Annotated in this window: 13 protein-coding genes; 6 read left to right on the top strand and 7 right to left on the bottom strand. The window is 69.4% G+C overall.

Going from position 1 to position 11,644, the window contains the following annotated elements:
* Nucleotides 1-12 precede the first annotated feature (12 nt).
* Genes AC07V5_RS07965 through AC07V5_RS07980 form a run of 4 tightly spaced genes read right to left on the bottom strand, consistent with a single transcriptional unit; the run spans nucleotide 13 to nucleotide 4,561 of the window.
* On the bottom strand, nucleotides 13-1,512 hold the full coding sequence (locus AC07V5_RS07965) for a CoA-acylating methylmalonate-semialdehyde dehydrogenase (RefSeq protein WP_495115103.1): 1,500 nt from the start codon (nucleotides 1,510-1,512) through the stop codon (nucleotides 13-15).
* A gap of 9 nt (nucleotides 1,513-1,521) precedes the next feature.
* Nucleotides 1,522-1,866, bottom strand: coding sequence for a VOC family protein (locus tag AC07V5_RS07970; RefSeq protein WP_495115104.1), 345 nt, complete (start codon nucleotides 1,864-1,866; stop codon nucleotides 1,522-1,524).
* Nucleotides 1,867-1,884: 18 nt separating this feature from the next.
* Nucleotides 1,885-3,195 (bottom strand): NAD-dependent dihydropyrimidine dehydrogenase subunit PreA, encoded by a 1,311-nt coding sequence (gene preA / locus AC07V5_RS07975; RefSeq protein ID WP_495115105.1) that lies wholly within the window; start codon nucleotides 3,193-3,195, stop codon nucleotides 1,885-1,887.
* Nucleotides 3,188-4,561: an NAD(P)-dependent oxidoreductase gene (locus AC07V5_RS07980; RefSeq protein WP_495115106.1), complete on the bottom strand. Its 1,374-nt coding sequence runs from the start codon at nucleotides 4,559-4,561 to the stop codon at nucleotides 3,188-3,190. Before AC07V5_RS07980 ends, preA begins: the two co-directional genes overlap by 8 nt.
* A 106-nt stretch (nucleotides 4,562-4,667) precedes the next feature.
* On the opposite strand from AC07V5_RS07980, the gene AC07V5_RS07985 reads away from it, so the two are divergent.
* From AC07V5_RS07985 to AC07V5_RS08005, 5 genes are all read left to right on the top strand, one after another.
* Entirely contained in the window at nucleotides 4,668-5,300 is a 633-nt protein-coding gene (locus tag AC07V5_RS07985) for a TetR/AcrR family transcriptional regulator (RefSeq protein WP_495115107.1), read from the top strand.
* Complete coding sequence (locus AC07V5_RS07990) at nucleotides 5,297-5,746, top strand: nuclear transport factor 2 family protein (protein WP_495115108.1); 450 nt, start codon at nucleotides 5,297-5,299, stop codon at nucleotides 5,744-5,746. Before AC07V5_RS07985 ends, AC07V5_RS07990 begins: the two co-directional genes overlap by 4 nt.
* Nucleotides 5,747-5,828: 82 nt before the next feature.
* Entirely contained in the window at nucleotides 5,829-6,239 is a 411-nt protein-coding gene (locus AC07V5_RS07995; RefSeq protein WP_495115109.1) for a helix-turn-helix domain-containing protein, read from the top strand.
* Entirely contained in the window at nucleotides 6,236-6,613 is a 378-nt protein-coding gene (locus AC07V5_RS08000; RefSeq protein WP_495115110.1) for a VOC family protein, read from the top strand. The genes AC07V5_RS07995 and AC07V5_RS08000 overlap by 4 nt, the downstream gene beginning before the upstream one ends.
* A gap of 28 nt (nucleotides 6,614-6,641) precedes the next feature.
* Nucleotides 6,642-6,935, top strand: coding sequence for an antibiotic biosynthesis monooxygenase family protein (locus AC07V5_RS08005; RefSeq protein WP_495115111.1), 294 nt, complete (start codon nucleotides 6,642-6,644; stop codon nucleotides 6,933-6,935).
* A gap of 11 nt (nucleotides 6,936-6,946) precedes the next feature.
* Here the strand turns inward: AC07V5_RS08005 and AC07V5_RS08010 are convergent, their stop codons facing one another.
* The 3 genes from AC07V5_RS08010 to AC07V5_RS08020 form a co-directional block, all read right to left on the bottom strand.
* Nucleotides 6,947-8,824: a sensor domain-containing diguanylate cyclase gene (locus AC07V5_RS08010; protein WP_495115112.1), complete on the bottom strand. Its 1,878-nt coding sequence runs from the start codon at nucleotides 8,822-8,824 to the stop codon at nucleotides 6,947-6,949.
* A gap of 335 nt (nucleotides 8,825-9,159) precedes the next feature.
* Nucleotides 9,160-9,771, bottom strand: coding sequence for an RT0821/Lpp0805 family surface protein (locus AC07V5_RS08015; protein WP_495115113.1), 612 nt, complete (start codon nucleotides 9,769-9,771; stop codon nucleotides 9,160-9,162).
* Nucleotides 9,768-10,265, bottom strand: coding sequence for an RNA polymerase sigma factor (locus AC07V5_RS08020; RefSeq protein WP_495115114.1), 498 nt, complete (start codon nucleotides 10,263-10,265; stop codon nucleotides 9,768-9,770). The genes AC07V5_RS08015 and AC07V5_RS08020 overlap by 4 nt, the downstream gene beginning before the upstream one ends.
* Before the next feature lie 78 nt (nucleotides 10,266-10,343).
* Between AC07V5_RS08020 and AC07V5_RS08025 the strand changes: the two genes are divergently transcribed.
* Entirely contained in the window at nucleotides 10,344-11,633 is a 1,290-nt protein-coding gene (locus AC07V5_RS08025) for a S8 family serine peptidase (protein ID WP_495115115.1), read from the top strand.
* The last annotated feature ends 11 nt before the right edge of the window (nucleotides 11,634-11,644 follow it).

Below are 11,644 nucleotides of genomic sequence, written 5' to 3' on the forward strand. Positions count from 1 at the left end.
CTTCCTTGCTAATCAGGTGTTCTGCGGGAAAGCAAATTGCGGACCCTTGGGCAGGGAGTCCGGCCAGCGCTGCATGACGGCCTTGTGCTTGGTATAGAACCGCACCGCCTCAGGGCCGTAGGCGTGGTGGTCGCCAAACAGGCTGCGCTTCCAGCCGCCAAAGCTGTTGAAGGCCATGGGCACCGGCAGCGGCACGTTCACGCCCACCATGCCGACCTGGATGTGGTGCACGAACTCGCGCGCCACGTGGCCGTCGCGGGTGAAGATGGCCACACCGTTGGCGTACTCGTTGGCTTCGATGAGCGCGATGGCTCCTGCGAGATCGGGCACGCGCACCACGCAGAGCACCGGGCCGAAGATCTCTTCGGTGTAGCAGCTCATGTCGGCCGACACGCCGTCCAGCAGCGTGCCGCCGACGAAGAAGCCGTCTTCAAAACCGGCCACGCGATGACCGCGACCATCGACGACAGCCTTCGCACCGGCTGCCACGCCTTCGCCGATCAGTTTCTCGACGCGCTGCTGCGAGGCGCGCGTGATCAGCGGGCCCATCTCGATGCCGCTGCCGTGGCCCTCGCCGATCTTCAGCGCGGCGACCTTGGGCGCCAGGGCGGCCACCAGCGCATCGGCTGCATCACCCACCGCCACGGCCACCGAGATGGCCATGCAGCGCTCGCCGGCCGAGCCGTAGGCCGCGCCCATCAGCGCGTCCACCGCCTGTTCGAGGTCGGCGTCGGGCATGACGACCATGTGGTTCTTCGCGCCGCCCAGCGCCTGCACGCGCTTGCCGTGGGAAGAGCCCACCTTGTAGATGTGTTCGGCCACCGGCGTGGAGCCGACGAAGCTGACGGCCGCGATGCCGGGGTGGGCCAGGATGGCGTCGACGATGTCCTTGTCGCCCTGCACGACGCTGAACACGCCATCGGGCAGGCCGGCTTCCTTCAGCCACGCCGCCATCAGCAGCGACGCGCTCGGGTCGCGCTCGCTGGGCTTCAAGATGAAGGCATTGCCGCAGCCGATGGCCAGTGGGTACATCCACATGGGCACCATGGCCGGGAAGTTGAACGGCGTGATGCCGGCCACGACACCCAGCGGCTGGCGCACGCTCCAGGCGTCCAGCCCGCGCGCGACCTGCTCGGTGTACTCGCCCTTCAGCAGCTGCGGCATTGCGGTCGCGAACTCGATGTTCTCGATGCCGCGCGCCACCTCGCCCAAAGCGTCGGGCGTGGTCTTGCCATGCTCGCGCACCAGGGCGTCGGCCAGGATCTCGCGGCGCTCCTGCACGATGGACAGGAACTTGAACAGCACGCGCGAGCGGGCCAGGGCTGGCGTCTGGCCCCAGGCCTTGGCGGCCTTGGTGGCGCTGGCCACGGCGGCGTCCAGGTCGGCCACGCTGCCCAGCAGCAGTTTGCCCTGCACGGCGCCGCTGGCTGGGTTGTAGATGTCTTGCTGGCGCTCGCCGGTGCCGCGGCTCACGGCACCGTTGATCCAGTGCGCAACTTCGTAGTGACTCATATCAATTCCTCAAGCCGCGGGCCGGGCATGCCGCGGCTGATAGACACCGAGCTGACCACCGCCCGGCAAGGTGATGCGCGTCAATTGGCCCCAACCCAGCGCGTTGACGGGCGTGCAGGCGATGCCGCTCTGACCCATCTTGGCGACAAAGGCCTGGATGTCTTCGCACATGAAATAGAACTCGTGGCTGCCGCCCGTCTCGGCGGGGTGGAAGGCGAGCTCCGATGGCGGCAGGCTGAAGATCAGCCAGCCTTCGCCCACATCGACATTCGGCAGCGCCAGCACGTCCCGGAAGAAGGCCCGGTCGGCCTCGGGGTCCTTGCTGTAGATGATGGTGTGGGCACCGATCAGCATGCCGCCTCCTGGGGTGGGTCAGCCGCAGCTCTGTGCGGCCATCGGGTTGTTCGGATGCGTGGTCCAGTTGGCGTAGCTGCCGTCGATCACTCGCCCGGTTCGGGCATCGGTTTCGCCGGGCTGGAGCGCGCGCATCGAGATGGTGCCAGGGACGGGGCAGATCGACACGCAGAGATTGCAACCGACGCATTCCGCGTCGTTCACATGGAAATGCCGCTGGCCGTCCTTGGTTGCAAAGATCGCCTGGTGCGACGTGTCCTCGCAGACGACGTGACAGCGCCCGCACTTGATGCAGCTGTCCTGGTCGATGACCGCTTTCTCGACATGGTTCAGGTTCAGCTGGTTCCAGTTCTTCACGGTCGGCACCGCCAGGCCCTGGAAGTCCGCCAGCCGGGTGTAGCCCTTTTCGTCCATGAAGTTGGAGAGGCCCGAGCACATGTCCTGCACGATCTTGAAACCATAGACCATGGCGGCCGTGCAGACCTGCACCGTGCCGCAACCCATGGCGATGAACTCCGCCGCGTCGCGCCAGGTGGTGATGCCGCCGATGCCCGAGATGGGCAGGCCGGCCGTGGCTGCGTCACGGGCGATCTCGGCCACCATGTTCAGCGCGATGGGCTTCACGGCCTGGCCGCAGTAGCCGCCGTGCGAGCCCAGGCCGTCGGTGACGGGGCTCATGGTCATGCGGTCCAGGTCCACGCCCATCACCGAGTTGATGGTGTTGATGAGGCTGACCGCATCCGCGCCGCCGTTCTTGGCCGCGCGGGCCGGGAAGCGCACGTCGGTGATGTTGGGCGTGAGCTTCACGATGACGGGCATCTTCGTGTGCTTCTTGCACCACTCGGTCACCTGCTGGATGTACTCCGGCACCTGGCCCACGGCCGAGCCCATGCCGCGCTCGCTCATGCCGTGCGGGCAGCCGAAGTTCAGTTCCACGCCGTCGGCGCCGGTGTCGGCCACGCGCTCGAGGATGGCTTTCCAGCTCGCCTCGTTCACCGGCACCATCAGCGAGACGATCATGGCCCGGTCGGGGAAGTCGCGCTTCACGCGCTTGATCTCGTCCAGGTTGGTCTGCAGCGGCCGGTCGGAGATGAGCTCGATGTTGTTGAAGCCGATGACGCGGCGGTCCTGACTCCACAGCGTGGCGTAGCGCGGGCCGTTGACGTTGACGACCGGTGGGTCTTCGCCCAGCGTCTTCCAGACGACGCCACCCCAGCCCGCCTCGAAGGCCCGGCGGACGTTGATCTCCTTGTCGGTCGGCGGGGCCGACGCGAGCCAGAAGGGATTCGGGCTCTTGATGCCCAGGAAGTCGGTGCTCAGGTCAGCCATTCGCGGCCTCCTTGTCCATGTGGCGGGCGGTGCTCAGGCCCAGGTGGCGGTCGATGCTGGCGGCGGCGCGCTTGCCGTGTTCCACGGCTTCAACGGTCAGGTCCTTGCCACCGGCGCGGCAGTCGCCGCCGGCCCAGACGCGGGCCAGGCTGGTCTGGCCGTCGGCATCGGTCTTGATGCGGCCGGCCTGCAGCGTGATGGCGTTGCCAGCCGCTTCGGGCTGATAGGTCTGGCCGATGGCGCGCAGCACCATGTCGGCCTCGATGAAGAACTGCTCGCCGGTGTCGACCAGCTTGCCGCCTTCGAGCTTCGTCGCCGCAAAGCGCATGCCGCGCAACGCGCCGCCGTCGGCCTCGATGCCCAGCGGCCGTGCCCAGCAGCGGATGGTCACGCCGTGGGTCTGCGCCCAGTGCTGCTCGTGGGTGGAAGCCGACAGGCCGTCGATGCCGCGGCGGTAGACCATGGTGACCTGCTCGGCGCCCAGCAGCTTGCTCTGCACCGCTGCGTCCACGGCCGTCATGCCGCCGCCGATGACGACGACCCGGCGGCCCACGGTGACGATCTCGGGCGCGTGCTGGCGCAGCTCGGCGATGAACTCGACCGCGTCGCGCAGACCGGTGACCTGGGGCTCGGCAATGCCCAGCGCGTTCACGCCGGCCAGGCCCAGGCCCAGGAAGACAGCGTCGTATTCAGCGAGCAGGCCGTCGAGCGTGATGTCGCGGCCGAGTCGACAGTTCAGTTTCGGCGTGATGCCGCCGATGCTCAGCAGCCAGTCGATCTCCTTCTGCGCAAAGCCGCCGGCCACCTTGTAGGTGGCCAGGCCGTACTCGTTCAGCCCGCCGAGCTTGGGCGCCGCGTCGAACAGCACGACGTCGTGCCCGCGCCACGCCAGGCCGTGTGCCGCGGCCAGGCCGGCCGGGCCCGCGCCGACGACGGCGATGCGCCGCCCCGTGGGCATGCCGCGCTCGAACAGCGGCTTGGCGCCCGGGTTGGCCAGATGACCCTCGACGGCATAGCGCTGCAGCATGCCGATCTCGACCGGCTTGCTTTCGTTGGTGTTGCGCACGCAGGCCTGCTCGCACAGCACCTCGGTCGGGCAGACGCGTGCGCACATGCCGCCCAGCGGGTTGGCCGTCAGGATGGCTTCGGCGGCGCCGCGCACGTTGTCCTGCGCCACCCGCTGGATGAAGCTCGGGATGTCGATGCCGGTCGGGCAGGCCGTCTGGCAGGGCGCGTCATAGCAGTAGTAGCAACGCTCGGCCTCGATCAGTGCCTGCGTGCGGTTCAGCGGCGGGTGGGCGTCGGCAAAGTTGCTGGCGTACTCATCGGGCGTCAGGCGCCCGGATTTCAAGTCGGCAAGGTCCACGGGAATCTCCCAGGCGAAAACAGGCAAACATTACTACCCTGTAAAACTTGACCGAAGCGTAAAAACCCGCAGGGCCGGCTTGGTGCGCCCCGTCAAAATGCGGTGCATGACCGACATCGCGACCGTGACGCGCACCCCGCGCGCCGCCACCCTGCGCAAGCAGGAGGCCATCCTTGCCGAGGCCGAACGCCAATTCGCCCGCTTTGGTTTTGAAGGCGTCAGCCTCGACAGCATCGCTGCTGCGCTGGATCTGTCCCGCCAGAACCTGCTCTACCACTGGCCCAGCAAGGAAGACCTCTACCGCGCGGTGCTGGACAGCGTCATGGGCGAGTGGATGGCCAACATGAACGCCATCGCCGAGGCCGATGATCCCAAGGCGGCCATCGAGAGTTATGTTGCCGACAAACTACGTTTCAGCCGCGAGCGGCCCAGCGGCAACGCCGTTTTCACCCGCGAGATCATGGCCGGCGCGCCGCGCTACACCGAGGTGCTGCGCGCCCAGGTCATGCCGCTGCTGCATGCCGACGTCGAGCGCTTCGAGCGCTGGGCGGCCGAGGGCCTGATCCGGCAGATCGACTTCACGCACCTGATGTTCCTCATCTGGTCGTCCACCCAGGCCTACGCCGACCTGGCGCCGCAGTTCGCCCTCTACATGGGCAAGCCGCGGCTGGAGGAGGCCGACTTCGAGGCGGCGCGCAGGCTGATCACCAGCCTGATCTGGGGCAGCCTGAAGGTATGAGGCCCGCAGGGCTGGTGCGCCGCGCACTGCTGATTGCCGCGCTGGCCATGGCCGGTGCATTGCACGCGGCGCCGCCCAAGCTCGTCGCGCAGCTCAAGGCCCAGGCCGACCGCTGGGACCAGGCCATCCTCGCCAAGAATCGCGCCGCCATCGAGGCCAACATGGCCGACGACTTCCGGCAGATCGATGCGCGCGGTGATGTCGAAACCAAGGCGAGCTTTGTCGACGGCCTCGTGTCGCCCGACCTCGTGCTGGACCCCTACACCGTCGAGGACTTCGAGGTGCGCGTCTACGGCGACACGGCCCTGCTCAGCGGCCGCACCCGCATGACCGGCCGCTACCAGGGCAAGCCCTTCAACAGCCACTACCGCTACATCGACATCTACGTGCGCCGCAACGGCGCCTGGAAGATCGTCAGCGTGCAGATCAGCCGCATTCCGGACTGACTCCCTCCCGACTGATCCCTCGGCAGGGGGATCGCACCAGTTTCTGCGCGGGCGGCAGCAAGCCCTCGCCTAAGCTGGGGCCATGTCACTGCACACCCTGCTCGCCGACACGCTCAACCGGCGGCGCGCCATCAACCCGGCCTATTCGCTGCGCGCGTTTGCGCAGTCGCTGGGCGTGCACCACACGACGCTGACCCGGCTGCTGGCCGGCCGCACCATCGCCACCGGCCGCTGCGTGCAGCGCCTGGGCCGGCGCCTGGGGCTGGCCGACGACGAGCTGCGGCAACTCGGCCTCGCCGAGGCGCGCCGCGGCGTCTGCCGCGCCATCTCGCGGCGCGATTTCCGCCCCGACTCCCGCTGGCTGGCCGCGATGACCGGCCTGCCGCTGGACGCCGTCAACGTCGCCCTGCAGCGCCTGCTGGTCGACCGCGTGCTCGTCATGCGCAGCCGCGGCAGCTGGCAACTCCAAACCCCCACCGAGGATCCACGATGAACGCACCCGTCACGGCCCCTGCTCCTGTCACGCACTGGCAGATCGTCACCCCCGACCCCGAGCGGGCCGCGCAGTTCTACGGCCGCGTGTTCGGCTGGGCCATCACGGCCCACAACGCGATGGGCTACCGCGAGATCCCGGCCGCACCGGGCGGCATCCCCGGCGGCATCTGGCCCGCGCCACCCGGCGCGCCGAGCAGCGTGCAGATCTTCGTCAGCGTGCCCGACGTGGCCGCGACCGTGGCCGCCGCGACGGCCCAGGGCGCCAGCGTCATCGTGCCCGTCACGGCCCTGCCCGATGGCGACGTGATGGCCGTGCTGCTGGACCCGCTGGGCATGGCCGTCGGCCTGATGCAAAACCACAAGCCGGCCTGAGCGCGGCTGTCGTGGCAGAGTCCTCGCCATGATTCTCGAAATTGCCGACTTCCGCATCCAGCCCGGCCAGCAGGCCGCCTTCGAAGCCGCCATCCGCGAGGGCATCGCCACCGCGCTGTCGCAGTCGCCCGGCTTCATCCGCGCCAGCGTGCAGCACGGCGTGGAGTCGCCCGAGCGCTATGTGCTGCTCGTCGAATGGCAGACGCTGGAGGACCACATGCAGGGCTTCCGCAACGGGCCGTTGTTCGCGGTCTGGCGCGGCCTGGTGGGTGGCTTCTTCGCCAGCCCACCCACCATGGAGCATTTCCAGGCCATTGCCTGACGGCGCGTCGTTCAGGCCTCGCCGGGTTCCGGGGTGTCGTCGCACGTCACCCAGCGGCCCTTGCCGGCGCGTTTTCCCACCAGCATGGCCTGGTCGGCCCGCGTGATGAGCGTGTTGGCGTCGCGGCCGTGGCGGGGGTACATGGCCACGCCGATGCTCAGGCCGATGCGCACCTCGGCGCCGTTGGGCAGGACGATGGGCTCCATGAAGCTCTCCAGCAGCCGATTCAGCGCATGCCGCTCGTCGCGCAGGCCGCTGAGCTGGTTCAGCACCATGACGAACTCGTCGCCGCCGATGCGTGCGACGACGTCGTTGTCGCGCACGCCGGCGCTCAGGCGCGCTGCGGCGGCCCGCAGCAGCGCGTCGCCGGCGTCGTGGCCGTGAGTGTCGTTGACCGTCTTGAAACCGTCGAGATCCATGTAGCAGATGGCCAGCCAGCGGTTGTTGCGGGCGGCGTCGCGCAGCAGGAAATCGATGCGCTCGAACAGCAGGTGGCGGTTGGGCAGGCCGGTCAGCACGTCGTGGAAGGCCAGGTGGCGTGCCTGCTCTTCGCTGCGCTTGATGGCGGTGATGTCGAGCATCAGCCACAGCGACTCGCCATCGGGCAGGGCTGTGCCGCTCAGGTCGATCCACAGCGGGCTGCCGTCCTTGCGCCGCATGCGCAACTGGGTGCGGTAGCTGCTCGTCGCCGCCAAGCGCTGGTAGGCGTGGCCCACCAGGGCGAAGGACTCGTCGTCGAGATAGAGCATCCGCGCGGGCTGGCCGCGCAGCTCGCCGGGGCCGTAGCCGAACAGCTGGGCCAGCGCGGCGTTGTGCCAGACCTCTCGCCGGTCCCGCAGCTTCACCATCGGCACCAACTCGTTGTCCAGCAGCGCACCGCGCTCGGCGAACAGCATCTCGACGCGGCTGCGCTCCTGCACCTGGCGCGCCTGGGCGCGGTAGATGAACACCGAGAACGCGAGCAGCAGCGCCTCCAGCAGCAGCAGCATCGCGGCCAGCACGCTGATCTGCTGGCGCCAGGTGGCGTAGTAGTCATCGGTGGCCAGCCCCACCACCAGCAGCATGGGGTAGCCCGGCACGGCCTCGTAGGCGCTGATGCGCTCGATGCCGTCCAGCGCCGTGTGCGTCACGAAGCTGCCGCGCGCGGGGTTGGCCGCCAGCGCCGCGCGCAGTTGGTCAGACACATTGGCCGTGCCCATGCCGATCTCGGGGTCCCGGTCGAGCGGCGAATGGCGTGCGATCAGCTGAAGCGAGCGTGAGCGCAGCGTCACCGCGCCCTTGCTGCCCACATCGGCGCGCCGGAAGTCGTCGCGAAAGCTGGCCGTCTGGACGCCGCCGTACACCACGCCGATAAACCGGCCTTCGGCATCGGTGCGGGCCCGCGCGAGGATCAGCCCCCAACCGGCATTCAACCGCCCTTGCAGCGGCTCGGAGACGGCGAGCTGCGTGGGGTTCACGCGCGCGGCGCGGAAGTAGTCGCGGTCGACCACCGACACCGCCGGCTTGTCGCCCGGGTTGAGCACCTGGCCGTCGGCGTCGGTGATGCGCAGCGCGTTCATCACCGGCACCAGCGCCCGCTGCTCGTCGGCAATGCGCGTCAGCTCGCGCGCGTCCAGCGGGCCCTTCAGTTGCAGCCGCTTGATCTGGTGCAGCGTGGACAGCAGCGTGTTGTCGATCTGCTTGAGGCCCGCGCCCACGCTCAGGCTCAGCGTCTGCGCGAGGCTGGCTGCCGACTGGCGGGCGCGCAGCTCTTGCGCCTCGTGGCTGGCGTCCGCCACCAGCAAGGCGACCAGCACCACCACCGCCAGGATGAGGAGGTTGCCGAGGACCAGATAGCGCTTGAAGCGCGCCAGGCTGACACTCAGACGGCTCGCGACGTTTTGCGGCATGCAGACGGTGTGGTGATGATTTCGGGGCGCTCCCCGGCTGCCATGGATGTTAGGGCCTGTGAACGCTACGGCAGTGGGTCGCGAAGGCCATCCGCCAGGGGCCAATCAAGGCGCAGTGCGCCGCCCGCATTGATATGCGGGCAAGCGGTGCAACGCCGAGTGGCCCCTGGCGGATGGCCTTCCCTTCGGGTTGAGGCCAGAAAGCCCGCGCGCGGCGTTGCAAATCCTCGCCGGGTACTCAACCCGGCTCCGGTTTGCGCCTTGCTCGCGGGCTTTCTGGCCACAACGCGACCCACTGCCGTAGTGTTCACAGGCCCCAGCCCAGGCGCTTTCCCTCAGCGCTGCCAGCCTGCGTCGCGCGCGGCCTTTTCCTGCTCGGCGTTCAGCGCCTCGCCGGCCATGGCGGCGTCCACCGCGGCCAGCACGCTGGGCGGCAGGCTGCTGGCGGCCTGCCGCATGCCGCCGCTCGGTGCGGCCACGGCCGCCACCTGCTGCAGCGCCCAGGCGCCGTCGCCCTCGCGGCAGGCCAGGCCGGCCGTTGTCGTCGTCGAGAAGCTGCGGCACCAGCGGCCGTCCTTGGCCTTGAAGCTGACCTGCACGGCGACCGCTCCCGTACCCGTCGCAGGTGCGCTGGCGAGCTGCTGGTTCAGCGCCTTGGCGATCTCGCCGCTCGCCACCAACCGGTCGTCGCTGCCCGTGGGTGGCGCCAGCCGCGTGCCGATCAGCGTGCCCAGCACCAGCGTGGCCGCCATGCCGCCCCACGCGGCCCAGTTGGACATCGCCTTGCGCTGGGCACGCACGGCGCCCAGGTTCACGACTTGCGCTGCCGGCGCGGGCTCGGCCAGCAAGGCCTTGAGCCGGTCCGGCACGGGCTCGCTCAACACGCCGTCAAACGCGGCGGACAAGCGGCGGCGCTCGGCCTTCAATTGATCGTCATTCAAATTCATGGCCACTCTCCCAGCAACTCCTGCAACGCCTCACGGGCGCGGGCCACGCGGCTGGTCACGGTGCCCACCGGCACACCCAGCGTCTCCGCCGCTTCCTGATAACTCAGGCCTTCCACCAGCACCAGGCCCACCACCGCGCGATGCTCGTCGCTCAACTTGGCCACGGCCTTGCGCACGAGGATGGCGTCCAGCGGCGCACCCGACTTCGCGTCGTCGCCCACGTTGTCGCCTTCCTCCTCGGGCAGGAAGGTCTGGCCGCGCCGCTCGCGGGCCCTCAGCTCATCAATCCACGCGTTCTGCATGATGCGAAACATCCAGCTGTCCAGGCGCGTTCCAGGCACCCACTGGTCGGTGCGCGTGAGCGCCTTCTCGATGGCGACCTGCACCAGGTCGTCGGCGTCTTCGTGGGAGCGGGCCAGCGTGCGGCCAAAACGGCGCAGCCGCGGCAGCAGGGAGGCAATCTCCTGGCGAAGTTCAGAAGGCGTTTCAGGCATCGATACACAGACAACGGACGAAGCATGGATTTTCTTCCCTGCCTCGATCGTTATCCTCACAAATAGCCTGTGAGCGCCATGAAAACTGTCTTTGCCCTGTCCATTGCTGCCGCGTTCGCCCTGCCGGCCCAGGCCCAGCTGCGCCTGCCGCAGCTGCCCGGCGTGCCGCGCCTGCCCGGCATCGTGGACCGTGTGCTGCCCCAGCCGCTGCCCGAGCTGCTGCAGTCCACCGTCAAGCTGGTGGACCAGCGCGTGACCGGTGTGCGCGACCTGCTGCGCCAGCACCGTGACCTCATCGAGGCCGACCCCGCCGGCGAGCCCATCCGCCGCCAGGAGCTGGTGTTGGTGTCCCCCAGCGACGCCGCGCTGGCCGTGGCTGTGAGCCTGGGCCTCGTCAAGCTGCGCGAGGAGAGCTGGCCGGAGCTGGAGCTGCGCGAGGTCGTGCTGCGCGTGCCCGCTGGCCTGGACACGGCCGAGGCGCTGGCCAGGCTGCGTGCAGCCCAACCCGACTTGCCGGCCGACTTCAACCATCTCTATTCACGCAGCGGTGAGGTCGCGACCGGTAACGGCGCCGCCGCCCCGCAGCGCGGCCCCATCCGCGTGGGCCTCATCGACGGCGGTGTGGACCGCAAGCACGCGGCGCTGCGCAGCGCGGCTGGTGGCAGCTTCGGCTGCGGCGGCAGCGTGGTGCCCAGCGAGCACGGCACGGCGGTCGCGTCGCTGCTCGTCGGCCGCGACCGTGGCTTTGCCGGTGTCTTGGCTGCAGGCAAGGCCGAGCTGTTCGCCGCTGATGTGTATTGCGACAAGCCCGATGGCGGCTCGGCCGAGGAGGTGGTGCGCGCGCTGGCCTGGATGGCGCGCGAGCGCGTCGCCGTCGTCAACGTCAGCCTCGTCGGGCCGCAGAACCGGCTGCTGGAGCAGGGCGTGGCGGCGCTCGTCAAGCGCGGCCACCTGCTCGTGGCGGCGGTGGGCAATGACGGCCCGGCCGCGCCGCCGCTGTACCCGGCGGCCTATGCCGGCGTGGTGGGCGTGACCGGTGTGAACCCCTCGCGCCGCGTGCTGCCCGAGGCGGCGCAGGGGCCGCAGGTGATGTGGTCGGCGCCCGGTGCCGACATGGCCGTGGCGCGCAGCGGCGGGGGGTACGGCGTGGCGCGGGGCACGTCGTTCGCGGCACCGCTGGTGGCGGGGTTGCTGGCGGCCGAGTTGCGCGAGCCCGACGTCGCCGCGGCCTCGGCAGCGGTCGAGCGGCTGAGCGCGGCGGCCGTCGACCTCGGTGCGCCGGGCCGAGACCCGGTCTACGGCCGCGGCTTCGTGGCCGAGGATCTGCGCGTCGTGCCGGAGCAGTTGCAAGCCCGCCAGGCGCGCTGAAACAGACAGTT

The sequence above is a fragment of the Roseateles sp. GW821-FHT02E12 genome, from assembly GCF_059421665.1.